Genomic DNA, 26220 nt, shown 5'->3' on the forward strand with positions numbered 1-26220 from the left:
CTCCTTTCCTGGTTTTTTAATCACTGAGTCGGGAGTTGTTACCCCCCATGCAAGAAATTATGCAATTTGTTAGTCGCCACCCTGTCTTGAGTATCGCCTGGATTGCGTTACTGGCGGCTGTATTATTTACCACGTTTAAGAGCCTGACCTCAAAAGTGAAGGTGATTACTCGCGGCGAAGCTACACGTCTCATCAACAAAGAAGACGCCGTTGTTGTGGATTTACGCCAGCGCGACGACTTCCGCAAAGGCCATATCGCAGGCTCCACTAACCTGCTGCCGAGCGAAATCAAAGCCAACAATTTTGGCGAACTTGAAAAACACAAAAACAAACCTGTGATTGTGGTTGATGGTTCAGGCATGCAGTGCCAAGATTCAGCAACTGCGCTGATTAAAGCCGGTTTTGAGCAGGTATCCGTACTGAAAGACGGCGTAGCGGGCTGGAGTGGTGAGAATCTGCCACTGGTTCGCGGCAAGTAATTTACCCGTCTTCTTTCATGCCGCAGGGTAAAAAGAACACTGGAGATAAGTCATGGCCAATATTGAGATCTACACCAAAGCAACCTGCCCGTTTTGCCATCGCGCAAAAGCGCTGTTGAACAGCAAGGGTGTGAGTTTCCAGGAGCTTCCGATCGACGGCGATGCCGTAAAGCGTGAAGAGATGATCAAGCGCAGTGGCCGTACGACGGTTCCGCAGATTTTTATTGATGCACAGCACATTGGCGGTTGTGACGACTTGTATGCGTTGGATGCGCGTGGTGGACTGGATCCCCTGCTGCGATAAGGCGTACTGAAAGTATTTAAAGGACAACACTAAGGGTTTTCTAAACATGTCAGAACAAAATAACACTGAAATGGCTTTCCAGATCCAACGTATCTATACCAAGGATGTGTCTTTCGAAGCGCCAAATGCACCGCATGTTTTCCAGAAAGATTGGCAGCCAGAGGTTAAACTGGATCTTGATACCGCATCTACCCAACTGGCAGATGACGTGTATGAAGTAGTGCTGCGTGTCACCGTAACGGCTTCCCTGGGTGAAGAAACTGCGTTCCTGTGCGAAGTTCAGCAGGGCGGTATTTTCTCCATCAGTGGTATCGAAGGGACTCAGATGGCGCATTGCCTGGGCGCATACTGCCCGAACATTCTGTTCCCGTATGCCCGTGAATGCATCACCAGCCTGGTATCACGCGGTACGTTCCCGCAACTGAACCTTGCGCCGGTCAACTTTGATGCGCTGTTCATGAACTATTTACAGCAGCAGGCTGGCGAAGGTACTGAAGAACATCAGGATGCCTGATGAACCAAAGTAATGCTTCAATGACTGTGATTGGTGCCGGCTCGTACGGCACCGCTCTTGCCATCACCCTGGCAAGAAATGGCCATCAAGTTGTCCTGTGGGGCCATGATCCGAAACATATCGCGACCCTTGAGCACGATCGCTGCAACGTCGCGTTCCTCCCTGATGTGCCTTTTCCCGAAACGCTGCGCCTGGAAAGTGATTTAGCCACTGCGCTGGCCGCCAGTCGTAATATCCTGGTGGTGGTGCCGAGCCACGTCTTTGGCGAAGTGCTGCGTAACATCAAACCGCTGATGCGCCCTGACGCACGACTGGTCTGGGCGACAAAAGGTCTGGAGGCGGAAACGGGGCGTCTGCTGCAGGACGTCGCGCGTGAAGCGCTGGGGGACTCAATTCCACTGGCGGTTATTTCCGGCCCGACGTTCGCCAAAGAGCTAGCTGCGGGCATGCCGACGGCGATTTCTCTGGCCTCGACGGACGACGCCTTTGCTGACGATCTCCAGCAGTTGCTGCACTGCGGCAAAAGCTTTCGCGTTTACAGCAACCCGGATTTCATTGGCGTGCAGCTTGGCGGCGCGGTGAAAAACGTCATTGCGATTGGTGCGGGGATGTCTGACGGCATCGGTTTTGGCGCGAATGCGCGTACCGCATTGATCACCCGTGGACTGACCGAAATGTCTCGCCTTGGCGCGGCGCTGGGTGCCGATCCTGCCACCTTTATGGGGATGGCGGGTTTAGGCGATCTGGTGCTGACCTGTACCGACAACCAGTCGCGTAACCGTCGTTTTGGCATGATGCTCGGCCAGGGTATGGACGTGCAGGGCGCGCAGGATAAGATTGGTCAGGTGGTTGAAGGCTACCGCAATACGAAAGAAGTTCGTGAATTGGCGCACCGTTTTGGTGTCGAGATGCCAATAACCGAGGAAATTTATCAAGTATTGTATTGCGGAAAAAACGCGCGCGAGGCAGCATTGACGTTATTAGGTCGTGCGCGCAAGGACGAGCGAAGCAGCCACTAGCCGTAAGGAACCGTTTCAATCTAACGACCCGACCCGCGAAGAACGGGTCGGTCGTTTTGCTACCTTCTGGAGTACGCAATGCCGTGTGAAGAACTGGATATCGTCTGGAAAAACATTAAAGCGGAAGCCCGGGCACTGGCGGAATGTGAGCCAATGTTGGCCAGTTTTTACCACGCAACGCTGCTCAAGCATGAAAATCTCGGCAGTGCGCTAAGCTATATGCTGGCGAATAAACTCGCTTCTCCAATCATGCCCGCCATTGCGATTCGCGAAGTCGTGGAAGAGGCCTATGCCGCCGATCCTGAAATGATTGCCTCAGCGGCCTGTGATATTCAGGCGGTACGTACGCGTGACCCGGCTGTCGATAAATATTCCACCCCACTTCTGTACCTGAAGGGTTTTCATGCGCTTCAGGCCTACCGTATCGGTCACTGGCTGTGGCATCAGGGGCGTCAGGCGCTGGCGATCTTCCTGCAAAATCAGGTGTCCGTTACCTTCCAGGTAGACATTCATCCGGCGGCAAAAATTGGCCGTGGGATTATGCTCGATCACGCAACCGGCATTGTGGTCGGTGAAACGGCAGTGATTGAAAATGATGTCTCTATTCTGCAATCCGTCACGCTAGGCGGGACCGGTAAAGCCGGCGGCGATCGTCATCCGAAAATTCGTGAAGGTGTAATGATTGGCGCGGGAGCAAAAATTCTCGGCAACATTGAAGTCGGTCGCGGCGCGAAGATTGGCGCAGGTTCCGTGGTTTTACAACCGGTACCCCCGCATACCACTGCGGCAGGCGTACCTGCACGCATTGTCGGTAAGCCTGACAGCGATAAACCGTCTATGGATATGGATCAGCATTTCAACGGGATACATCATACTTTCGAATACGGCGATGGCATCTGATTTCGAGCTATGCCCGGCGGCGCAGTGCTTACCGGGCCTACAAATCTCGTAGGTCGGATAAGGCGTCAGCCGCCATCTGACACAAATCAACTACGCAATACCGCGCCGGGATAACCTAACTGGCGCCAGGCCTCATACACCACCACCGACACCGCATTTGACAGGTTCATGCTGCGACTGTCCGGCATCATCGGAATTCGAATTTTTTGTTCGGCTGGCAGCGCGTCGAGGATGCTGGGTGGCAGACCGCGAGTTTCCGGGCCAAACATCAGATAATCCCCATCCTGATAGCTTACTGCGCTATGCGCTGGCGTACCTTTGGTGGTCAGGGCAAACAGACGTTGCGGATTTTCTGCGGCGACGAAGCTGGCGTAATCAGGGTGGCGCAGCACGGCGGTAAACTCATGGTAATCCAGCCCCGCGCGACGCAGGCGCTTGTCGTCCCAGGTAAAGCCCATTGGCTCAATAATATGCAGACGAAAGCCGGTGTTGGCGCAAAGACGGATAATATTGCCGGTATTTGGCGGGATTTCTGGTTCGAATAAAACGATGTTAAGCATACTGCCCCCTTGATAACGGGGGGCAGAATAGCAGAAAGAGCGGGTACTATGCGACGGTCAGCGCGTGCGGTTTATAGCGTTGCAGTTTGTAAATCGTTGCGGCAGCCGCAACCAGCGCCGGAAGGCTGAGGAACATTAATATACTGTCTGCCTGCCATTGCAGGGAAAGCAGCTGGGCGCTCATCATCGTTCCGGCTACGCCACCGAAGCGGCCCACGCCCTGCATCCAGGCAATGCCCGTCGCGCGACAGTGGGTCGGATAAAACGTGGCGGCCAGCGTCTGCAGCCCGGACTGCGCGCCGTTCATGGTAATCCCCATCAGGAAGATCAGTGCGCCGAACAAGATGATATGGTTATGTTCAAACCCGAGAGCGAGGGCAAACAGCATCGTCAGAATAAAGCCGAGTGACACCACTTTATGTGCTTCCCAGCGATCCATTAACCAACCGGCCAGCAGGATCCCCGCAGTACCGCCGAAGGTAAATAGCGATGTCAGCCAGGCGGATTCAGCCAGCGGATAGCCCATTCCCAGCATCAGCGTTGGCATCCAGCTCAACAGCACGTAATAGATAACCAATCCCATAAAGTAGGTCATCCAGAGCATCAGCGTGCCCGGCAGCCAGGGCATACTGAATAGCTGTGCCACGCTGCCTTTTTTGACCGTGACGCGGTCTTCATCCAGATAAAACTGGGTAACCTGTTCCAGACTTCCCGACATAAAGCGTTGAGCAATGCGTTTAACCTGTGCAACCCCTTTACCGCGGTGAACCAGATACTTCACCGACTCCGGCAGGAACAGCACCAACAATACGGTGAGGGCCAGCGGGGCGATCGCACCGGCAAGCAGGACGCTGTGCCAGCCGTAGTTAGGGATAAGCCAGGAGGAGATCACCCCGCCGCCTGCAGCCCCTAACGGAAAGCCGCAGTACATGGTGTTAATCGCCATTGAACGACAGCGTTTTGGTGCAAATTCTGACACCAGGGTGATGGCATTGGGCATTGCCGCGCCAAGACCCAGCCCGGTGAGAAAGCGCCAAAATGTGAGCATATTCAGCGTCTGGGCATAGGCAGTTCCCAGACTGGCGAGGCCAAAAAACAGACAGGAAAAGACCAGCACGCGTTTACGGCCCATACGATCGGAAATCGGCCCGGCCAGCAGTGCACCAAATGACAGGCCCAATAGCGCGGCGCTTAACACCGGTCCAAGGTCCTGCTTCTTGATGCCCCAGTCGGCTGAGAGCGTGGGCGCAATATAGCCCATCGCCGCCGTATCGAAGCCGTCGATGGCCAGGACCAGAAAACCCAGGACAATAATGACCCAGTGGAAGCGCGAAAAAGGACTGTCATCTATCGCCTGCTGGATATTCACTTTTCCGGAATAAGCCATGTTACCCTCGCCCGTTATGATGGTTGTTATCTGTATATTTCGCCCTTGTATTAGCTTGTATATACATCTGACAGGTGAATAAAAAGTTGTCAAATATATTGGTTATAAATGTTAACTAGTCGTTATTTTTGGATAAAAAATGGTCGGGCTGAGAACAGACCGACCATGCAGAAAGTGGGTTTTATGGGGATATTGTTACGCCGCGCTACCCTGAACCAGAGGTGCCAGCGCAGCAGGCAGGCTTTTTCCCAGTTCTTGTACCAGCGAATCATGACTGATGTCGCTAATCGATTTTGCACCGGTCAGGGTCATTGCCACCTTCATCTCTTTCTCGATCAGATTCAGCAGATTCGCTACCCCGGCCTGACCGTGGGTTGCCAGCGCGTACAGATAAGCACGTCCCAACAGAACACTATCCGCACCCAGCGCAATCATGCGTACGACGTCCAGACCGTTGCGGATCCCGCTGTCTGCCAGAATCGCGATATCGCCTTTTACCGCATCGGCAATGGCGGGCAGCGCGCGGGCTGAAGACAGCACGCCATCTAACTGGCGCCCACCGTGGTTAGAGACAACGATGCCGTCGGCGCCAAAGCGTACGGCGTCGCGAGCATCCTCAGGATCGAGGATCCCTTTGATCACCATCGGACCATCCCAAAATTCGCGGATCCACTCGAGGTCTTTCCAGGAAATCGACGGATCGAAGTTATTCGCCAGCCAACCGATGTAATCCTCAAGGCCGGTGGGTTTGCCAAGATACGTCGAAATATTGCCTAAATCATGCGGGCGACCGTTCAGGCCAACGTCCCATGCCCATTGTGGATGGGTGACTGCCTGCCAGTAGCGGCGCAGTGCGGCATTTGGGCCGCTCATCCCGGAATGGGCGTCACGGTAGCGTGCGCCAGGTGTGGGCATATCGACGGTAAAGACCAGCGTGGAACAACCCGCCGCTTTAGCGCGTTCCAGGGCGTTACGCATAAAGCCGCGATCGCGCAGAACATACAGCTGAAACCACATCGGACGCTTGATAGTCGGGGCGACTTCTTCAATCGGGCATACGGATACTGTGGAAAGCGTAAACGGAATGCCTTTGGCATCAGCGGCGGCGGCGGCCTGAACTTCGCCCCGACGCGCATACATGCCGCACAGACCGACAGGTGCAAGGGCCACCGGCATGGAGAGCGTTTCGTTGAACAGCTTTGTCTCCAGGCTCAGGTCGGACATATTCTTCAGCACGCGCTGGCGAAGGGCCACCTCCGACAGGTCTGCCACGTTACGGCGCAAAGTGTGCTCTGCATACGCCCCACCGTCAATATAGTGGAACAAGAAGGGGGGTAGGATGCGCTGGGCTGCGGCGCGATAGTCGCTGGCTGCTGAAATAATCATGTGTTGTTCTCCCTGCTATTCTCACCAGGGTCACCGGGCAGGCGGGTGATTCGCGCCTGGCGGGCCTGATCTTCATCAAATCGTTTAATCGTGGTGTGGACAAAACTGAGGTGCGCCATCATCGCTTTACGCGCGCCGTCGGCATCTCCGGCAACAATCGCATCCAGTACAGCCTGATGCTGTGCCGTCAGTTGTGAAAATACGGGCGGCACGAGGTACATACGCTGGCGGCTCTGTTTCACCGAAGACTGCAATACGTCGAAGAAACCGCGCATGGTCTGTAACAGCACCACGTTGTGTGAGGCCTCTGCAATGGCGAGATGAAAGCGAACGTCTGCCTGCGAGGCGAGATCTGGATCTTCGCTTTGTGTGGCCTCGAAACAGAGCCTGATCTTCTCTTTGTCGGCAGCAGTGGCACGCATCGCTGCGTGCCAGGCGGTGCTGGCTTCGATGGCGTGTCGGGCTTCGAGAATATCGAAGCTGTAATCAGGGTCATCCGCCATCAGGCTTTTCAGTGGCTGAACAATGTTTTGTTCGGACCACGCTTCATGCTGCCAGCGGATAAACGTCCCACCGCCACGACGGCTAATCAGCACGCCTTCACTTACCAGCTTTGCTAGCGCCTCGCGCAGCGAATTGCGCGACACGCCAAGCTGTACGGCCAGCTGGCGCTCAGCGGGCAACTTCATGCCCGCTTCCAGCTGTTGTTCTTCAATCAGCGCCCGCACACGAGATGCGACCTCGTCTGACAGGCGTCTGGGCATCACAATCATGGAATCATCCAGGTTAAGACATAGGCCTGCAGCGTGGTAATCACACCCACCATGCAGGTGAAAATCAGACTGTGCTTCACGGTAAAGCGGAACAGGTCAGACTCTTTTCCCACTAATCCCACTGCCGCACAGGCGATAGCGATAGATTGCGGAGAGATCATTTTTCCGGTCACGCCGCCGGTGGTATTTGCAGCCACCATCAATACATCCGAAACGCCGATTTGCTGAGCGGCCGTAGCCTGTAGGGCGGCAAACAGTGCGTTTGATGAGGTGTCGGATCCAGTCAGGAATACCCCCAGCCAGCCAAGGAACGGCGAGAAGAAGGTAAATGCGCTGCCGGTGTGCGCCAGGGCCAATGCCAGGGTGGATGAAAGCCCGGAGTAGTTAGAGATAAAGGCGAATGCCAGCACCATCCCGATGGAGTAGATAGGTAGCGCCAGATCTTTCAGCGTGCTACCAAAGGTCTGAAGCGCAGCAGACGGCTTCATCTTCAGCCAGACGATGGACAGCAGGGCGGCAAACAGTATTGCGGTACCGGTCGCGGAGAACCAGTCAAATTTGTACACCGCCGCGTAGGCTGTGGCTTCGTGTACGACCGGCGGCATACGGGCAACCAGCTTGTCGAGGAACGGAACCGGAATATTGACCACCCAGTGGTACATCGCGCCGCCTGGAGCAAACAGCGCTTTAAACGGCGGTATGCTCCACAGCGTGACGGTAGCTGTCAGGAACAGGAACGGCGACCAGGCGCGGATAATTTGCCCGGCGGTGTAGCGGGTGCGCGATAGATCCATATCGACCTGCGAAGCGCCCATATCACCAAAGCGGAAGATGCGTACCGGCTGCCAGCGCTTCAGGAACAGCGTCAGACAGACCAGGGAAACCAGAGAAGAGATGATGTCCGGCAGTTCCGGTCCGATAAAGTTAGAGCTGAGATACTGCGCGATAGCAAACGAGCCGCCAGCGACCATCACCGCAGGCCAGGTTTCTTTGACACCACGCCAGCCATCCATAATCGCCATAATCCAGAACAGCACGATAATGGTCAGGAACGGCAGTTGACGGCCCACCATCTGGCCAATCTCGAAGCTGTCCAGCCCTGTAACCTGACCGGCAACCAGAATCGGAATGCCCATTGCCCCAAAAGCGACTGGAGCGGTGTTTACGATCAAGCACAAACCTGCCGCATACAGCGGGTTAAAGCCAAGGCCAACCAGCAGCGCGGCGGTAATCGCTACTGGAGCACCGAAGCCTGCCGCCCCTTCGAGGAATGCCCCAAAGGAGAAACCGACAATCAGCATTTGCAGACGCTGGTCTGGGGTAATCGAGAGTATCGAGGAGCGGATAATGTCGAACTGCCCAGTCTTCACCGAGATTTTATAGACGAATACCGCGGCGATAATGATCCAGGCAATTGGCCACAGACCGTAGAAGAAACCGTACACTACGGATGCCAGAGCGTGATCGACCGGCATTTTGTAAAACAGCAGGGCGACCGACAAAGCGATCACCACCGTCCATGACGCCGCAACGTAGCCTTTCAGCTTGAGCTTAATCAGGGCGAAGAAAAAGAACAGGATGGGGAGCGATGCGATCAGACTGGAAAGCCAGATGTTACCGGCCGGGTCGTAGTTCTGTTGCCAGAGATTCATTGCAGGTCTCCTGGGGGCCGCCGACATAATGGAATGAGTCTTTGCTCAAATCTTCGTCACATTATGTGTAAAAGTGGCCCTGCCAATATTGTTGTGTAGGGGTAATGACAATGAATGGTTAATCAAATGTTATTTATTGGCAACGGTATTGTACGCACATTTTAATGAAATGTGAGGTGCTGGTATGATCTGGCTAAAATTGGTAGGGCCAATTTCGAGGGGGAAGTGAAGGACCGGGCAAGCGGATGTTGCCCGGTGGGAGATCAGAACTCGCTCTTCGCGAAGCCCGTCATCTCTTTCAGGCCCATTTCACGGCCAAGCTCGGTCATCGGGTGAACGACAATCAGGCCGCGCACGCTCTTCTTCAGCTTGCCCATGTCGGCCTGTTCTTTTTTGGTGATGGTACGACGGAAAGGGAGTTTCGTCAGCTTTTGCGCTTCTTTGCTCAGCTTCTGACCATGGACTTCACGCAGACGCGCAATCTCGTTTTCCAGAGTTTCTTTCTCTTGCTCCAACTCAGCATATTTGTCGGCGGCTTCAACCAGAGACAGGTCAGCCTGCTGGTGGCGGATAGCGTCCAGACGATCGCTCAGGCGTTTAATTTCGTTTTTTTCGACTTCTTTCATAGGATAGCTTCTGATAAAAATAGGATGAATATCCTATAGTATGCGCGCAGAGCGGGATTATTCACAACTAATCGAAGATAAATAATCAAATGTTGCAAGTATTATTCAGCTAATGAAAATATTACTATTTTGATTAATAAGGAATTTTAAGCGATAAGATCGACCATGGCGCATTTTGTTGGCGGGTTCATAGTGAAGCACGTTTTCCTTAATGTAATTGCCAAACCGATCCTAAACTTAAATGATCAACCGCGCAGGCTGAGCGCGGTTAATACATGGAGGAGGGAAGATTATGGCGAAAATAGGTGAGAACGTTTCGGCTCTAATTGATAAGACGGTCGATTTTATGGCTTCAAGCCAGGCTTTTCGCGAGTATCTGAATAAAACACCGCCACGCAACGTTGTCCCTTCTGAAATACCGCAGGAGAATGCGCAGTTGTATCTGCAACGTCTGGCGTACTATCGGCAGCTTTATCGACCGCAGCAGGAAGAGAAATAAGCAAGCATCGTCTTATTTTTGAAAGGCTTTTTTTAAGCTGATTTTAGAAATCAGCTCGGTCAGGGAAAGTACCATCGTGGAGCGCACCATCTGCTGGTAGCGCTGGATCTGCATCGCGTGCAGACCTGAGTCTGAGGTATCAAACTGCGGTGGCGGCGGGAGTGCCGTCACGCAGTGGAGTTCGCCAAACGGACCAAGAATTTCATCGTCGGTGAACGCATATTCATTGCCGTCATGGTTTAACTCTTCCCGCAGCGCCATCAGAAGCTCGGCGTCTTCATACTCCGGTCGGCTGAGCACGCCCAGACCGTAGATGAGCTTCAGGCGAACGGAAAGATCGCCCAGCGGACCGTCGCCGTCAAGCAGTGGTTCTACAGCATATTTCACCGCATAGTCGTCTTTGCGAAATACCTGAAGCACAAGAATATTCACCGCCTCGGTGAGCAGTTCTACGGCGGTGATGAGGAAGCTGCGTACGGTTTTGCCAGCATTCAGACGCTCAAGCACACGATTTTCAAAGGCCTGCGTTTGTTCCATTATTGCCTGCATATCTGACAATCTATTATTTAGGCGCAGGATATCCTGCGCCAGGTCCTGCATCATTTCTTTGCGTTATACGCGTTAACAGCCTCAAGCACGACATCGCTGTTGGCATCCAGCCCGGAAACTTGCGCCAGCGCGGCCTGTGGACCTTTTTCGTCAATCAGCGCGGCCAGTTCCTGTGCCTGCGGATCTTCTTCGCTGCGATAGTGCATCGCTGCCGCAATACCGATAACCAGATTCGCATGCGGCAAACCATACTCCAGCGTACCCAGCAGCGGTTTAATCAGACGATCTCCCGCGCTCAGCTTACGCAGCGGCTGACGACCCACGCGCTCAACGTCATCTTTCAGATACGGGTTTTCAAAGCGACCGAGGATTTTCTGAATGTATGCCGCATGTTTTGCTGCATCAAAACCATAGCGTTTGATCAGTACCGCGCCGCTCTCTTCCATCGCACCTTTTACCACTGCGCGGATTTTCTCGTCGAGAATCGCGTCACGGATGGTCTGATGACCGGTCAATTTTCCGAGGTACGCGGTTATAGCATGCCCGGTGTTCAGCGTGAAGAGTTTACGTTCGACAAATGCCATTAGGTTATCAGTTAATTCCATTCCTGGGATATTTGGTAGTTCACCTTTGAACTGTGTTTTGTCGACAATCCACTCACTGAAGGTTTCTACGGTAACTTCCAGCGGGTCATTGGTTGCTGAAGCCGAAGGCGGAACAATGCGGTCCACGGCGGAATCGACGAAGCCAACATGTTCTTCAACCCAGGCTTTGTCTTCATCTGCCAGCGCGTTCATTACATGGCCTTTCAACTGGGTCGTTCCGCGCACCATGTTTTCACAGGCGATGATATTCAGCGGAGTAGCTATACCCTGTGCCTTGCGTTTAACCAGCCCTTTGGCGATGGCCGGAGCGATACGCTCAAGCACGACTGGACCGACGGCGGTAGTGACTAAATCTACATGGGCAATCAGGTCGACGACATCATCGCCGATGCTGCTCACGGCGTTGACGCCGGAGACGGTATCAACCTGTTCGTTTTCACCTACGACATGAACCTGATAGCTATGACGGGCATTCAGGGCATCGAGTACGACCTGATTTACATCCGCGAACGTCAGCTGTATCCCCGCGTCCGCCAGCAGTTTGCCGATAAAGCCACGACCGATATTACCTGCGCCAAAATGTAATGCTTTCATAGTATTAACCTTCATCAATGTTTTTACCCAAGAGGGCTGGGGTGAGGCTTTTCCCTCAACCTAACCCTCTCCACAAGGGAGAGGATATCGCCTTCATATTTCGAACTGCAGATGCGTTGGCTCTCCTCGCTCACCCCAGTCACGTACTTATGTACGCTCCTGGGGATTCACTGCGTTGCCGCCTTCCTGCAGCTCGAACTATTTTGGAGATACTTAACCGTTAAGCTTTTTTACCCGCCAGCAGCTCCAGAACTTCATCCACGCTGGTGGTATGGGCCAGACGTTCGATCACGGATTCGTCATCCAGCGCGTTGGTCAGGCTGGTAATCACCTGGATGTGCTCGTTGTTACGTGCTGCGATACCAATCACCAGGCGGGCAATATCGTCTTCTTCTTCACCGAAGCGAACGCCTTCCGGGTACTGGCAGAACACCACACCGGTTTTCAGCACACGGTCTTTGGCTTCAACCGTTCCGTGCGGTACTGCAATGGACTCGCCGAGGTAAGTCGGAGTCAGTTTTTCGCGGTCCAGCATCGCCTCGACGTATTCTGGCTCAACGTAACCGCCTTTCACCAGTTGCTCACCAGCAAAGCGAATTGCTTCCTCTTTGTTAGTGGCTTTACGACCGAGGAAGATATTCTCCGCACCCAGTTTGAACAGGTGAGTATCACCCTCTTCAAAGCTGTCTTTCAGGTGATCGCGGACTTTCTCTTCGTTCACGTTGTGGCGCTGTGCAGCGACCAGACGTTCGGTCAGGTTGGAGTACAGGCCACTGTCGAGGAAGTTGGTCAGCGAAATGTGCTGTGCCTGAGGCACCTGGCGCATCGCGCGTTCGGTCAGGTCACGGTGGGTAATGACCAGATCCACATCCGGCGGCAGATTGTTAATCGCGCTGTTAGTAACGGAAATCTGAGACAGACCTGCATCCTGCACTTTCTTACGCAGTACGCCCGCACCCATGGCGCTGGAACCCATACCGGCATCGCAGGCAACAATGATTTTACGCACATGGCTCAGGTCGTTGGTCACGTCGCCAGCCGCCAGCGGAGATGCGCCTTTGGATTCCGCTTTCATGTCGTGCATACGACGGGTTGCGGCATCAATGTCATCATCTTCTTTCACTTTGCTGGTTTTCAGCAGAATGGCTGAAACCACAAAGGAGACTGCCATAGCAGCACAGATAGCAGCGATGTTAGCGAAGTAAGCGCCCTTCGGCGTCATGGCCAGCACGGCCAGGATAGAACCCGGAGAGGCCGGAGAAACCAGACCGCCGTTCAGGATAGTCAGGGTAAATACGCCAGTCATACCGCCGAGGATAACGGCCAGGATCAGACGTGGGTTCATCAGCACGTACGGGAAGTAAATTTCGTGGATACCACCCAAGAAGTGGATGATTGCCGCGCCGCCCGCAGACTGCTTAGCGCTGCCGCGACCGAAGAACATGTATGCCAGCAGAACGCCCATACCCGGACCCGGGTTAGCTTCAATCAGGAAGAAGATGGATTTGCCCATCTCATGGGACTGCTGAATTCCCAGCGGTGAGAAAATACCGTGGTTGATGGCGTTGTTGAGGAACAGGATTTTCGCCGGTTCAACGAAGATAGACGCCAGCGGCAGCATGTCATGGACAACCATGAAGTTAACGCCTGCCGCCAGGATTTTGGACAGTGCTTCAACCAATGGGCCAATGCCAAGGAATGCCAGAATGGCGAGGATCATCCCGATGATGCCTGCGGAGAAGTTATTCACCAGCATCTCAAAACCGGACTTGATCTTACCGTCTACCCAGTTGTCGAAATGTTTGATAGCCCAGCCGCCCAGCGGACCTGCGATCATCGCGCCGAGGAACATTGGCATATCTGCACCGACGATAACGCCCATGGTGGTGATAGCACCAACCACGCCGCCACGTTCGCCGCCAACCAGCTTACCACCGGTATAACCGATCAGCAGCGGCAGCAGATAGGTGATCATAGGACCGACAAGCTTCGCCAGCGTTTCGTTCGGCAACCACCCTGTCGGAATGAATAATGCGGTGATAATACCCCACGCGATAAACGCGCCGATATTTGGCATCACCATGTTGCTGAGGAATCGACCAAAGCTTTGCACCTTGATCTTAATATCGGATGACATAAAAACACCCCTTCTTATGTTTGCTATCGCGCAGGCTGAAAGCCCGAGGTTTGTTAATGTAGCGGCAGGAGGTAGCCGGACCCTGTAGATACTGCGAAATCTGGCACTGAATCGTTCAACTGTCCAGTCGACGACCTTTTATGTGATATTCGTCACGTAAATATAGGGTGTATGGCGTTAGTTAATGTGATCTTAATCACAAAATATCGGTACAAAAAAACATCACTGGATCAGAATTCGCCAAAAATGGGGGGTAAATGTGAACTGATTCACATTTTATCCTTTGCTGTTTGTTGAATCTTTGTGATGCAGATCGCAAAGTATTTTCATCTGCATTTGCTCGGATGTGATCTACAGCAGGTTCTACCCCCCGATATTTTTATTGCAAAAGAAAGCAACTTCTCACCAGAAAAAATATTTATTTTGTGGTATGGCGAAAACCCCAAACTGCAGTTATGTTCAAAACATCAGCCTGGGTGCATGCGGCTGCCGGCATAAAAAAACTCTATTTAGCGTGAATTCGAGGCAGGTATGTTTCTAAATTATTTCGCACTGGGCGTGCTGATCTTCGTCTTTCTGGTTCTGTTTTACGGAATCATCGCCATTCACGATATTCCCTATAACATGGCTAAAAAACGCAACCATCCTCATGCTGATGCCATTCATACGGCGGGTTGGATTAGCCTGTTTACACTCCATGCAATATGGCCGTTCCTGTGGATTTGGGCGACGCTCTACCAGCCTGAACGTGGGTGGGGCATGCAATCACACATCATGTCGAACGGAAAGGACCCAGACCCCGAGATTGCCGCACTGGCAGCGCGCATCACCCAGTTGGAAAAAAGACTGGATGGGGAGAAGAAAACAGATTACTCCACCTTTCCGGAGATTTAATCATGGATTTGTTGATAGTCCTGACCTATGTGGCCTTTGCCTGGGCCATCTTTAAAATATTCCGTATTCCGGTAAACCAATGGACGCTCGCTACTGCTGCATTAGGTGGGGTATTCATTGTTGCGGGACTGATCTTATTAATGAACTATAACCACCCGTATACCTTTACGGCGCAAAAAGCGGTTATTTCAATTCCGATCACTCCGCAAGTCACAGGAATTGTTAGTGAGGTAACGGATAAAAATAATCAGTTGATTAAAAAAGGCGAAGTGTTATTTAAACTCGATCCAGGCCGCTATCAGGCACGTGTTGACAGACTGCAGGCTGATCTTGTTACCGCCACACACAACATCGACAATCTGAAAGCCCAACTTTCTGAAGCCGTCGCCAACACTACCCGCGTTTCCGCTGAACGCGATCGTCTGTATAAAGATTATCAACGCTATTTGAAGGGCAGCCAGGCGAAGGTTAATCCCTTCTCTGAAAGCGATATCGACAACGCCCGGCAGAACTATCTGGCACAGGACGCGCTGGTAAAAGGTTCCGTTGCCGAACAGACGCAGATTCAGAGTCAGTTAGACAGTATGGTCAACGGGGAGCAATCTCAGGTTGCGTCTCTGCGCGCTCAGCTCGCTGAAGCCAAATACAATCTTGAGCAGACTATCGTCCGTGCCCCCAGCAACGGCTATGTTACGCAGGTGCTTATTCGGCCCGGGACCTACGCCGCCGCACTACCTCTGCGCCCGGTGATGGTATTTATTCCGGAACAGAAACGGCAAATTGTGGCGCAATTCCGCCAGAACTCGTTGCTGCGTCTTAAACCGGGTGATGAAGCGGAAGTGGTATTCAACGCGCTGCCTGGTCAGGTTTTCTCCGGCAAGTTGACCTCCATTCTTCCGGTTGTGCCGGGCGGTTCTTATCAGGCGCAGGGGGCATTACAGTCCTTAACGGTGGTGCCGGGTACCGATGGCGTGCTGGCTACGATTGAGTTGGATCCTAATGCCGATGTGGATGCGCTGCCGGACGGTATCTATGCCCAGGTGGCGGTCTATTCCGACCATTTCGCTCACGTGTCAGTGATGCGTAAAGTGCTGCTGCGCATGACCAGCTGGATGCATTATCTTTATTTGGATCATTGAGACCGTCATCACCTGCCATTTACGGTGACCTGAGCCATACTGATATTTTTGTTGGCAAAAAGGACCCGGCATGAAACTCATTGGCAGCTATACCAGCCCTTTTGTGCGTAAAATTTCTATTCTGTTACTGGAAAAGGGCATCACCTTCGAATTTGTGAATGAACTTCCCTATAGCGCGGATAGTGGCGTGGCGCGTTATAACCCGCTAGGAAAAGTACCCGCGTTGGTCACCGATGAGGGTGAGTACTGGTTTGACTCTCCGATCATCGCAGAATACATAGAGCTGCTGGATATTGCGCCAGCCATGCTACCGGGTGAACCGTTAGCGGCACTCAAAGTTCGTCAACTGGAAGCGCTGGCCGACGGTATTATGGATGCGGGATTAGTCTCGGTGCGCGAGCAGGCTCGCCCCGCCGCGCAGCAGTCAGAAACTGAATTGTTACGCCAGCGGGAGAAGATCACCCGCAGTCTGGATATGCTGGAAGGCTATCTGGCGGACGGTACGCTGAAAACGGATACGGTTAACCTGGCTACCATCGCGATTGCCTGTGCCGTCGGTTATCTCAATTTCCGTCGGGTCGCGCCCGGCTGGTGTGTGGACCGCCCACGTCTGGTCAAACTGGTGGAAACGCTTTTTCAACGCGAAAGTTTTGCCCGCACAGAACCGCCAAAGGCTTGATGCAGATAATACCTGCCTGAGCAAAGTCACGGTACAATCCTTCCTATATCGATAGCCCTCTCCGCGGTGGAGAGGGCCACCAACAGCCAGGCCCTTTCATGACAACCGACATGCGTTCACTCTACAGTCAGCTTCCCGCTATCGATCGTTTATTGCGCGATAGCGCCTTCCCAGCCTTACGTGAATCTCACGGTCATACCCGGGTGGTTGACCTGCTGCGTCATATGCTTGACGAAGCCAGAGATACGATTCGCGACACGCACGCGCTCCCGGCATGGTGTGAGGACTGGGCGCAAGAAGCCAGCGCCCGTCTGGAACGAGAATCGCAAAGCGCGCTGCGTCCGGTGATTAACCTGACCGGAACGGTGCTGCATACCAACCTTGGGCGAGCGTCGCAGGCCGAAGAAGCGATCGAGGCGGTGGTGCAAGCCATGCGCACGCCAGTGACGCTGGAATACAGCCTGGATGATGCCGGACGTGGACATCGGGATCGGGCGCTGGCGGATTTACTCTGCCGTCTGACGGGAGCGGAGGACGCCTGTATCGTCAATAACAATGCGGCAGCGGTTTTACTGATGCTGGCCGCCACGGCCAACGGCAAAGAGGTGGTCGTTTCGCGCGGTGAGCTGGTGGAAATTGGCGGCGCGTTTCGTATTCCGGACGTGATGTGCCAGGCCGGATGTGTTCTGCGCGAAGTCGGTACCACCAACCGGACCCATGCGAAAGATTACCGTCAGGCGGTGAATGAAAATACCGCTCTGCTGATGAAAGTCCATACCAGTAATTACAGCATTGAAGGCTTTACGAAGTCGGTGGATGAGGCTGAGCTGGCCGCTATTGGCAAGGAACTGGATGTGCCGGTAGTGGCGGATCTCGGCAGCGGCTCACTGGTCGATCTCAGCCAGTATGGATTACCGCAGGAGCCGATGCCGCAACAGCTGATTGCCGCTGGCGTCAGTCTGGTGAGCTTCTCTGGCGATAAATTACTGGGCGGGCCGCAGGCCGGGATTATCGTCGGTAAAAAAGAGATGATCGCTCGCTTACAGAGCCATCCGCTGAAACGCGCATTACGGGCTGATAAAATGACACTGGCTGCGCTGGAAGCGACGCTGCGGCTCTACCTGCACCCGGAAGCGCTGGCGCAGAAGTTGCCGACGTTACGCCAGCTCACTCGCTCGCAGGAGGCTGTCCACGCGCAGGCCCAACACTTACAGGCACGGCTTGCCGAGCATTACGGTGACGAATTCGCCCTGAACGTCATGCCTTGCCTGTCGCAAATTGGCAGCGGCTCGCTACCGGTTGATAGGCTGCCCAGCGCGGCATTAACCTTTACCCCCCATGACGGACGCGGTAGCCGCCTCGAAGCACTGGCCGCCCGTTGGCGTGCACTGCCCGTGCCGATCATTGGCCGGATTTATGATGGCCGCATGTGGCTGGATCTGCGCTGCCTTGAAGACGAGACCCGGTTTATGGAGATGATGCTGAAATGATTATTGCAACCGCCGGACACGTTGACCACGGAAAAACAACGTTATTACAGGCGATTACCGGCGTGAATGCCGACCGTCTGCCGGAAGAAAAAAAGCGCGGCATGACCATCGATCTCGGCTATGCCTACTGGCCGCAGCCGGACGGGCGGATACTGGGATTTATCGATGTACCCGGACACGAAAAGTTTCTGTCTAACATGCTGGCGGGTGTTGGCGGGATTGATCACGCGCTGCTGGTGGTGGCATGTGATGACGGCGTGATGGCGCAAACGCGTGAGCATTTGCAAATTCTGCAACTGACGGGTAATCCGCAGATCACCGTGGCGCTTACGAAAGCCGACCGCGTGGACGAAGCAAGAATTGAAGAGGTGCGTGCGGAGATTAAGGCCACGCTGGGGAATTATGGTTTCGCGGAGTCGGTGCTATTCGTCACTGCCGCCAGTGAAGGCCGTGGCATCGAGGAACTGCGCGAACATTTGCTGCAATTAACGTCGCGCGAGCATGCCCGCGATCACAGCTTCCGCCTGGCGATTGACCGTGCCTTTACGGTCAAAGGCGCGGGACTGGTGGTGACCGGGACGGCGCTCAGCGGTGAAGTGAATGTCGGTGACACACTGTGGCTCACGGGCGTCAACAAACCGATGCGCGTACGTAGCCTGCATGCACAAAATCAGGCCACCGATCGCGCGCAGGCGGGACAACGTATTGCGCTAAATATTGCCGGTGATGCGCAAAAAGAAGAACTTAACCGCGGCGACTGGCTGCTTGCTGATGCGCCGCCAGAGGCGTTTACCCGCGTGATTGTCTCTTTAGAACATGCCGCGCCGCTGATGCAGTGGCAACCGTTGCATATTCACCACGCTGCCAGCCACGTTACCGGGAGAATCTCGCTGCTTGAAGGGACGCTGGCGGAACTGGTGTTTGATACGCCGCTCTGGCTCGCCGATAACGATCGTCTGGTGCTGCGCGATATTTCGGCTCGCACGACGCTGGCCGGTGCGCGCGTGGTCACGCTCAATCCGCCGCGTCGCGGGAAGCGTAAGCCGGAATATTTGCAGTGGCTGTCGGCGTTGGAAAACGCACAGAGTGATGGTGACGCTCTGGCGTTGCATCTGACGCGTGGAGCGGTAAATATTCCCGACTTCGCCTGGGCGCGTCAGCTCAACGGTAACGGCATGCGTCCGTTGATCGAGCAGCATGGTTTTATTCAGGCGGGATACAGTTTGTTGGATGCCACTGTTGCAGCGCGCTGGCAGCGCAAAATCCTCGATACGCTGGCGACTTACCACGACCAGCACCGCGATGAGCCTGGACCTGGGCGCGAACGCCTGCGCCGGATGGCTTTGCCGATGGAAGATGAAGCGCTGGTCCTGCTGCTGATTGAAAAGATGCGCGAGAGCGGCGTCATCCATAGTCATCATGGCTGGCTGCATTTGCCCGATCACAAGGCCGGTTTCAGCGATGAGCAGCAGGCTATCTGGCAAAAAGCAGAACCGCTTTTTGGCGATGAGCCGTGGTGGGTGCGCGACCTGGCAAAACAGACGGGCACGGATGAGCAAATGATGCGTGTGGTGTTACGACAAGCGGCGCAGCAAGGCATCATCACCGCGATCGTGAAAGATCGTTATTACCGTAACGATCGGATAGTGGCCTTTGCCAATATGATCCGCGAACTGGATCAGGAAAGGGGATCGACATGTGCCGCTGATTTTCGCGACAGGCTTAACATCGGGCGCAAATTGGCTATTCAGATTCTGGAATATTTTGACCGCATTGGTTTTACTCGCCGTCGGGGAAATGATCATTTATTACGCGATGCATTGCTGTTCCCCGAAAAGTAATGAAACAATTAATTCAGGAATTAAATGAATTAATACAAAATAGATATTGATTGAAATAAGCACATTAGATTATGAACCTAATGTGCTTTTTAATTGTGGTTGTTATTAAAATAACAACCATGATCATATTCTGTTGGATATTTCACTCGTATGCTTCCTGACTCTTTTAGAGTAATTAAGGATCGTACAATGGCTGCTTCAACATTTTTTATTCCTTCCGTGAATGTAATCGGCGCTGATTCATTAAAAGACGCAATGAATACAATGGCGGAATATGGTTTTCGCCGTACGCTGATTGTCACGGATGCCATGCTGACGAAATTAGGTATGGCTGGCGAGATTCAAAAGGCATTACAGGAACGTGATATTTTCAGCGTAATTTACGATGGTACGCATCCTAATCCCACAACCAGCAACGTTGCCGCTGGCCTGCAAATGTTGACTGAAAACGACTGTGATAGCGTTATTTCTCTCGGTGGCGGTTCTCCACACGATTGTGCAAAAGGTATTGCGCTGGTGGCGGCTAATGGTGGGGATATTCGCGATTACGAAGGTGTAGACCGTTCTGCAAAACCGCAGCTGCCGATGATCGCCATCAACACCACGGCGGGTACGGCATCTGAAATGACCCGCTTCTGCATCATCACCGATGAAGTACGCCACATTAAAATGGCGATTGTCGATAAGCACGTTACGCCGCTGCTGTCGGTTAACGACTCCTCGCTGATGGTCGGCATGCCGAAGTCTCTGACGGCGGCTACCGGTATGGATGCGTTAACCCACGCTATCGAAGCCTACGTGTCGATTGCTGCCACGCCGATTACCGATGCATGTGCGCTGAAAGCGGTCACCATGATTGCGCAAAACCTGCCGGTCGCCGTTGAAGAGGGCAGTAATGCTCAGGCGCGCGAAGCCATGGCCTATGCGCAGTTCCTCGCAGGTATGGCCTTTAACAATGCCTCTCTTGGCTACGTGCATGCAATGGCGCACCAGCTGGGTGGCTTCTACGATCTGCCACACGGAGTATGTAATGCCGTACTGCTGCCGCATGTACAGGTATTTAATAGTAAAGTTGCTGCCGCCCGCCTGCGCGATTGCGCCTCGGCAATGGGTGTGAACGTTGCTGGTCTGAGCGAAGAGCAAGGGGCAGAAGCCTGCATCGCGGCGATCCGCGAACTGGCGCAGAAAGTGAATATACCGGCCGGTCTGCGTGAGCTGAACGTGAAGGAAGAAGATTTTGCCGTTCTGGCGACTAATGCCCTGAAAGATGCCTGTGGTTTCACTAACCCGATTCAGGCGACACATGAAGAAATCATGGCGATTTATCGTGCTGCCATGTAATTCGTGATACCTGTCGTAAAGCAGTAAAAGGCTGGCGAATAATTCGCCAGTCCCGTCTACCCTTGTAGTACCCCTACAGCAAGGAGACGGTCATGACCAATAACCCCCCTTCAACGCGTATTTACCCCGGCGAGTATGGTTACCCCCTGAAGTTAAAAGCCCGATACGATAACTTTATCGGTGGTGACTGGGTCGCCCCCGTGGACGGCGAGTATTACCAAAACCTGACGCCGGTAACCGGGCAATTACTGTGCGAAGTGGCCTCTTCCGGCAAAAAGGACATCGATCTGGCACTGGATGCCGCGCATAAAGTAAAAGATAAATGGGCGCAGACTTCCGTGCAGGACAGGGCGGCGATTTTGTTCAAAATTGCCGATCGTATGGAGCAAAATCTGGAGCTGCTGGCAACGGCTGAAACCTGGGATAACGGTAAACCCATCCGCGAAACCAGCGCGGCCGATGTGCCGCTGGCAATTGACCATTTCCGCTATTTTGCCTCCTGTATTCGTGCGCAGGAAGGGGGAATCAGCGAGGTTGATAGCGAAACCGTGGCTTATCACTTCCATGAACCTCTTGGCGTGGTAGGGCAAATTATCCCGTGGAACTTCCCGCTGCTGATGGCCAGCTGGAAGATGGCACCCGCGCTGGCGGCGGGTAACTGCGTGGTGCTGAAACCCGCGCGCCTGACGCCGCTGTCCGTACTGTTGCTGATGGAAGTCATCGGCGATCTGCTCCCGCCTGGCGTGGTGAACGTGGTCAACGGCGCGGGTGGGGAGATCGGTGAGTATCTGGCGACGTCAAAACGTATTGCGAAAGTGGCGTTTACCGGCTCAACGGAAGTTGGGCAGCAGATCATGCAGTACGCCACGCAGAACATTATTCCTGTCACGCTGGAACTGGGCGGGAAATCACCCAATATCTTCTTCGCGGACGTGATGGATGAAGAAGATGCGTTCTTTGACAAAGCGCTGGAAGGTTTTGCATTGTTTGCCTTCAACCAGGGCGAAGTGTGTACCTGTCCGAGTCGTGCGCTGGTTCAGGAATCCATTTATGAACGTTTTATGGAAAGAGCCATTCGTCGGGTGGAAAGTATCCGTAGCGGCAACCCGTTAGACAGCGTGACGCAAATGGGCGCGCAGGTGTCGCATGGTCAACTGGAAACTATTCTGAATTACATCGACATTGGTAAGAAAGAAGGAGCAGATGTTCTCACCGGCGGGCGGCGCAAGCAGCTGGATGGCGAGTTAAAAGAGGGGTACTACCTCGAACCAACCATTCTGTTTGGTAAGAACAACATGCGGGTTTTCCAGGAGGAGATCTTCGGGCCGGTGCTGGCTGTCACAACGTTTAAAACCATGGAAGAGGCGCTGGAAATCGCTAATGACACCCAATATGGGCTTGGCGCTGGTGTCTGGAGTCGTAATGGAAATCTGGCGTACAAAATGGGACGTGGGATTCAGGCGGGGCGAGTTTGGACCAACTGTTACCATGCGTATCCGGCACATGCGGCGTTTGGTGGCTATAAGCAGTCGGGCATCGGGCGCGAGACGCATAAGATGATGCTTGAACATTATCAGCAAACCAAGTGCCTGTTGGTGAGCTACTCTGATAAACCACTGGGGCTGTTTTAATTTCACGTCTCTTACTGCCCGGTCGCGTTTAGCGTACCGGGCATCAAGTTATGTCCTGCAGCTCGAAAGACGACGTGTATATATAGAAACCCATATATCGTTATATAAATAAGAAAATTGCATCCAGTCTGGTCATTCCAATACTATTATCAACTCTATTGTTTAAATCAAATTGCATCTGAATTCCTTAATTTAAATCCCTGAGGCAAATATGTTCCTTAATTATTTTGCATTAGGAGTGCTTATTTTTGTATTCCTGGTCATTTTTTACGGGATTATTATTCTGCATGATATTCCCTATCTAATTGCAAAGAAACGTAACCACCCCCATGCCGACGCAATACATGTTGCGGGTTGGGTTAGTTTGTTTACCTTACATGTTATTTGGCCCTTTTTATGGATCTGGGCAACGCTTTATCGTCCGGAGCGCGGATGGGGTATGCAGAGCGCGGATTCTTCCCTGATCCAGCTTCAGGCAAGGGTTGCGGATCTGGAAAAGAAACTGGGTGAGGCCAAGACCTCTCCGGCGGAGTAATATCGATGGATTTACTAATTGTTCTGACCTATGTGGCGTGTGCATGGTCAATATTTAAAATTTTTAAAATTCCTGTAAATAAATGGACAGTTCCTACCGCAGCATTAGGCGGTATATTCATTGTTTGCGGGCTTATATTACTGATGAATTATAACCATCCGTATACCTTTAAAGCACAAAAGGCGGTAATTTCTATTCCCGTGGTGCCGCAGGTAACGGGTGTAGTGACAGAAGTGACGGATAAGAAGAATACGCTAATCAAAAAAGGCGAGGTTCTGTTTAAGCTTAATCCAGGGCGTTATCAGGCACGGGTCGATCGCCTGAAAGCTGATATTGTCACCGCACAGCATAAAGAGCAGGCTCTGGTTGCGCAGTTAGACGAAATGATAGCCAACACGCAGCGGGCAAAGGCCACGCGTGACAAACTGGCAAAAGATTACCAGCGCTATGCACAGGGTAGTCAGGCGAAGGTGAATCCTTTTTCTGAACGCGATATCGATGCGGCGCGGCAAAACTATCTGGCGCAGGAAGCGTCGGTGAAATCTTCCGTCGCGGAGCAGCAGCAAATCCAGAGTCAGTTAGACAGCCTGATACTGGGCGAGAATTCGCAAATTGCCAGCCTGAAAGCGCAGTTAGCCGAAGCGGAGTTCAACCTGGACCAGACGGTGGTTCGCGCGCCCAGCGATGGCTATGTGACGCAGGTGCTGATGCGCCCGGGAACCTATGCCGCCGCGCTGCCGATGCGTCCGGTGATGGTATTCATCCCGGATCAAAAAAGGCAAATTATCGCCCAGTTCCGTCAGAACTCGCTGCTGCGTCTGGAACCTGGCGATGAAGCGGAAGTGGTATTTAACGCGCTGCCGGGTAAGGTATTCAGCGGTAAACTGGCTGCAATTAGTCCGGCAGTGCCGGGCGGGACATACCAGTCGAATGGGGCGCTGCAATCCTTAAATTCTACGCCCGGTTCGGAAGGGGTAATCGCCACGATTGAGCTGAATGATAATGCGGAGGTTAGCGCGTTACCTGATGGGATCTACGCGCAGGTCGCGGTTTATTCTGACCACTTCGAACATGTGTCCGTCATGCGCAAAGTCTTGTTGCGCATGACCAGTTGGGTACATTACCTGTATCTCGATCATTAAACTCAGGCTATTTTGCTTGCTCAGTCTGCTGATCCAGCGACTGAGCAAGCTGCCGGCGAATCTCCGCCAACATCTCATCAAGAATAAACTGTACCCGCCATGGCTGATATTCACGTTTGCGGAAAATCGCCACCAGATCCAGCCACCATTCATGCTGTCCGGAGAAACACGGAACCAGCCCGTTAGGCTGACTTTCTTTTTGTACGCTCGCCTTCGGTGCAAAAACAATGCCCAGATGGTTTCGCGCCAACGACAGCGCAGATTGCGTATTGTCGCAAACATAATTACCCGTTACGCGATAGTCATGCATCTCTTTACCTCCGGGGGAGGAGAATCGCCAAATGTTAGGGAAGGTGCGAACAAGTTCCTGATATGAGATCATCATATTCATCCGGAGCGCATCCCAGAGGGACATCATGAGCCATCAACTCACCTTCGCCGATAGTGAATTCAGCACTAAGCGCCGTCAGACCCGAAAAGAGATTTTCCTCTCCCGCATGGAGCAGATTCTGCCATGGCAGAATATGACCGCTGTCATCGAGCCGTTTTATCCCAAGGCGGGCAATGGCCGACGGCCCTATCCGCTGGAGACCATGCTGCGTATTCACTGCATGCAGCATTGGTACAACCTGAGCGACGGTGCCATGGAAGATGCCCTGTACGAAATCGCCTCCATGCGCCTGTTTGCCCGATTATCCCTGGATAGCGCCCTGCCGGATCGCACCACCATCATGAATTTCCGCCACCTGCTCGAGCAGCATCAACTGGCCCGTCAATTGTTCAAGACCATCAATCGCTGGCTGGCCGAAGCAGGCGTCATGATGACCCAAGGCACTTTGGTGGATGCCACCATCATTGAGGCACCCAGCTCGACCAAGAACAAAGAGCAGCAACGCGATCCGGAGATGCATCAGACCAAGAAAGGCAATCAGTGGCACTTTGGCATGAAGGCCCACATTGGTGTCGATGCCAAGAGTGGCCTGACCCACAGCCTGGTCACCACCGCGGCCAACGAGCATGACCTCAATCAGCTGGGTAATCTGCTTCATGGAGAGGAGCAATTTGTCTCAGCCGATGCCGGCTACCAAGGAGCGCCACAGCGCGAGGAGCTGGCCGAGGTGGATGTGGACTGGCTGATCGCCGAGCGTCCCGGCAGGGTAAAAACCTTGAAGCAGCATCCGCGCAAGAACAAAACGGCCATCAACATCGAATACATGAAAGCCAGCATCCGTGCCAGGGTGGAGCACCCGTTTCGCATCATCAAGCGGCAGTTCGGCTTCGTGAAAGCCAGATACAAGGGGCTGCTGAAAAACGATAACCAACTGGCGATGTTATTCACCCTGGCCAACCTGTTTCGGGTGGACCAAATGATACGTCAGTGGGAGAGATCTCAGTAAAAACCGGAAATAACGCCAGAAATGGTGGAAAAAATAGCCTAAATAGGCTGATTCGATGTGTTTGCGGGAAAAAAATCGGCCCAGATCCGCGAAATTTTAATCAGCGAGTCAGCTTGGGAAGAAATGACCTGCTTATTCGCACCTTCC

The 26220-nt window shown here is 53.3% G+C and carries 25 protein-coding genes and 1 pseudogene; 16 read left to right on the plus strand and 10 right to left on the minus strand.

From position 1 onward, the window contains the following. Positions 1–47 precede the first annotated feature (47 nt). The 5 genes from OGV85_RS02485 (at position 48) to cysE (ending at position 3216) form a co-directional block, all read left to right on the plus strand. Entirely contained in the window at positions 48–479 is a 432-nt protein-coding gene (locus OGV85_RS02485; protein ID WP_003024148.1) for a rhodanese-like domain-containing protein, read from the plus strand. 52 nt (positions 480–531) lie between these two features. Next, complete coding sequence (grxC, locus tag OGV85_RS02490) at positions 532–783, plus strand: glutaredoxin 3 (protein ID WP_003024152.1); 252 nt, start codon at positions 532–534, stop codon at positions 781–783. A 46-nt stretch (positions 784–829) separates the two neighbouring features. After that, positions 830–1297 carry a protein-export chaperone SecB gene (gene secB / locus OGV85_RS02495; RefSeq protein ID WP_003024155.1) on the plus strand — a complete coding sequence of 156 codons (468 nt, stop codon included), beginning with the start codon at positions 830–832 and terminating at the stop codon, positions 1295–1297. Beyond that, on the plus strand, positions 1297–2316 hold the full coding sequence (gene gpsA / locus OGV85_RS02500) for an NAD(P)H-dependent glycerol-3-phosphate dehydrogenase (protein WP_003024157.1): 1020 nt from the start codon (positions 1297–1299) through the stop codon (positions 2314–2316). Before secB ends, gpsA begins: the two co-directional genes overlap by 1 nt. 78 nt (positions 2317–2394) lie before the next feature. After that, complete coding sequence (cysE, locus tag OGV85_RS02505; protein WP_003024160.1) at positions 2395–3216, plus strand: serine O-acetyltransferase; 822 nt, start codon at positions 2395–2397, stop codon at positions 3214–3216. Between the two features lie 86 nt (positions 3217–3302). On the opposite strand, the gene trmL is transcribed toward cysE, so the two are convergent. The 6 genes from trmL to OGV85_RS02535 form a co-directional block, all read right to left on the minus strand. After that, complete coding sequence (gene trmL / locus OGV85_RS02510) at positions 3303–3776, minus strand: tRNA (uridine(34)/cytosine(34)/5-carboxymethylaminomethyluridine(34)-2'-O)-methyltransferase TrmL (protein WP_003024163.1); 474 nt, start codon at positions 3774–3776, stop codon at positions 3303–3305. 46 nt (positions 3777–3822) lie between these two features. Continuing rightward, positions 3823–5163, minus strand: a complete 1341-nt coding sequence (locus tag OGV85_RS02515) for an MFS transporter (protein ID WP_003024165.1) — start codon at positions 5161–5163, stop codon at positions 3823–3825. Positions 5164–5358: 195 nt separating this feature from the next. Then, the gene (lldD, locus tag OGV85_RS02520) at positions 5359–6549 is read right to left on the minus strand and encodes an FMN-dependent L-lactate dehydrogenase LldD (protein WP_003024168.1); all 1191 of its coding nucleotides are present in this window, start codon (positions 6547–6549) and stop codon (positions 5359–5361) included. Then, a complete protein-coding gene (lldR, locus tag OGV85_RS02525; RefSeq protein WP_003837649.1) occupies positions 6546–7322 on the minus strand; it encodes a transcriptional regulator LldR in 777 nt (258 codons plus the stop codon). Before lldR ends, lldD begins: the two co-directional genes overlap by 4 nt. After that, positions 7319–8974, minus strand: a complete 1656-nt coding sequence (lldP, locus tag OGV85_RS02530; RefSeq protein WP_003837651.1) for an L-lactate permease — start codon at positions 8972–8974, stop codon at positions 7319–7321. The genes lldR and lldP overlap by 4 nt, the downstream gene beginning before the upstream one ends. Positions 8975–9237: 263 nt before the next feature. Continuing rightward, positions 9238–9600, minus strand: a complete 363-nt coding sequence (locus OGV85_RS02535; protein ID WP_003024174.1) for a YibL family ribosome-associated protein — start codon at positions 9598–9600, stop codon at positions 9238–9240. Between the two features lie 292 nt (positions 9601–9892). Here OGV85_RS02535 and OGV85_RS02540 point away from each other — a divergent pair, with 292 nt between their 5' ends. Then, positions 9893–10099, plus strand: a complete 207-nt coding sequence (locus OGV85_RS02540) for a hypothetical protein (RefSeq protein WP_003024176.1) — start codon at positions 9893–9895, stop codon at positions 10097–10099. Positions 10100–10111: 12 nt separating this feature from the next. Here OGV85_RS02540 and mtlR read toward each other — a convergent pair whose 3' ends face one another. From mtlR to mtlA, 3 genes are all read right to left on the minus strand, one after another. After that, complete coding sequence (gene mtlR / locus OGV85_RS02545; protein ID WP_003024179.1) at positions 10112–10699, minus strand: mannitol operon repressor MtlR; 588 nt, start codon at positions 10697–10699, stop codon at positions 10112–10114. Then, on the minus strand, positions 10699–11847 hold the full coding sequence (gene mtlD, locus OGV85_RS02550) for a mannitol-1-phosphate 5-dehydrogenase (RefSeq protein ID WP_003024180.1): 1149 nt from the start codon (positions 11845–11847) through the stop codon (positions 10699–10701). The genes mtlR and mtlD overlap by 1 nt, the downstream gene beginning before the upstream one ends. Positions 11848–12067: 220 nt before the next feature. After that, positions 12068–13984: a PTS mannitol transporter subunit IICBA gene (gene mtlA / locus OGV85_RS02555; protein WP_003024181.1), complete on the minus strand. Its 1917-nt coding sequence runs from the start codon at positions 13982–13984 to the stop codon at positions 12068–12070. A gap of 531 nt (positions 13985–14515) precedes the next feature. Between mtlA and OGV85_RS02560 the strand changes: the two genes are divergently transcribed. From OGV85_RS02560 to OGV85_RS02600, 9 genes are all read left to right on the plus strand, one after another. Further along, positions 14516–14878 (plus strand): DUF3302 domain-containing protein, encoded by a 363-nt coding sequence (locus OGV85_RS02560; RefSeq protein ID WP_003024186.1) that lies wholly within the window; start codon positions 14516–14518, stop codon positions 14876–14878. A gap of 2 nt (positions 14879–14880) precedes the next feature. After that, positions 14881–16017, plus strand: a complete 1137-nt coding sequence (locus tag OGV85_RS02565; RefSeq protein WP_003024188.1) for an HlyD family secretion protein — start codon at positions 14881–14883, stop codon at positions 16015–16017. Between the two features lie 70 nt (positions 16018–16087). After that, positions 16088–16696 carry a glutathione S-transferase gene (locus OGV85_RS02570; RefSeq protein ID WP_003024191.1) on the plus strand — a complete coding sequence of 203 codons (609 nt, stop codon included), beginning with the start codon at positions 16088–16090 and terminating at the stop codon, positions 16694–16696. Between the two features lie 98 nt (positions 16697–16794). Then, positions 16795–18186 (plus strand): L-seryl-tRNA(Sec) selenium transferase, encoded by a 1392-nt coding sequence (gene selA, locus OGV85_RS02575; protein ID WP_003024193.1) that lies wholly within the window; start codon positions 16795–16797, stop codon positions 18184–18186. Continuing rightward, positions 18183–20027, plus strand: coding sequence for a selenocysteine-specific translation elongation factor (selB, locus tag OGV85_RS02580; protein ID WP_003024195.1), 1845 nt, complete (start codon positions 18183–18185; stop codon positions 20025–20027). The genes selA and selB overlap by 4 nt, the downstream gene beginning before the upstream one ends. Before the next feature lie 189 nt (positions 20028–20216). After that, positions 20217–21368: an L-threonine dehydrogenase gene (gene yiaY / locus OGV85_RS02585; RefSeq protein WP_003844555.1), complete on the plus strand. Its 1152-nt coding sequence runs from the start codon at positions 20217–20219 to the stop codon at positions 21366–21368. A 92-nt stretch (positions 21369–21460) separates the two neighbouring features. After that, positions 21461–22999 carry an aldehyde dehydrogenase AldB gene (aldB, locus tag OGV85_RS02590; RefSeq protein ID WP_003837670.1) on the plus strand — a complete coding sequence of 513 codons (1539 nt, stop codon included), beginning with the start codon at positions 21461–21463 and terminating at the stop codon, positions 22997–22999. A 211-nt stretch (positions 23000–23210) separates the two neighbouring features. Then, a complete protein-coding gene (locus tag OGV85_RS02595) occupies positions 23211–23534 on the plus strand; it encodes a DUF3302 domain-containing protein (RefSeq protein WP_003024200.1) in 324 nt (107 codons plus the stop codon). 5 nt (positions 23535–23539) lie between these two features. Next, positions 23540–24676, plus strand: coding sequence for an HlyD family secretion protein (locus OGV85_RS02600; RefSeq protein ID WP_003024202.1), 1137 nt, complete (start codon positions 23540–23542; stop codon positions 24674–24676). Between the two features lie 7 nt (positions 24677–24683). Here the strand turns inward: OGV85_RS02600 and OGV85_RS02605 are convergent. Beyond that, positions 24684–25079: pseudogene (locus OGV85_RS02605) on the minus strand (type 2 periplasmic-binding domain-containing protein); the annotation flags it as partial. Between the two features lie 13 nt (positions 25080–25092). Between OGV85_RS02605 and OGV85_RS02610 the strand changes: the two are divergent. Beyond that, positions 25093–26073 (plus strand): IS5-like element ISKpn26 family transposase, encoded by a 981-nt coding sequence (locus OGV85_RS02610; protein ID WP_000019450.1) that lies wholly within the window; start codon positions 25093–25095, stop codon positions 26071–26073. Positions 26074–26220 lie beyond the last annotated feature (147 nt).

The sequence above is a fragment of the Citrobacter sp. Cf132 genome (assembly GCF_030333885.1).
GTDB classification, from domain to species: domain Bacteria; phylum Pseudomonadota; class Gammaproteobacteria; order Enterobacterales; family Enterobacteriaceae; genus Citrobacter; species Citrobacter freundii.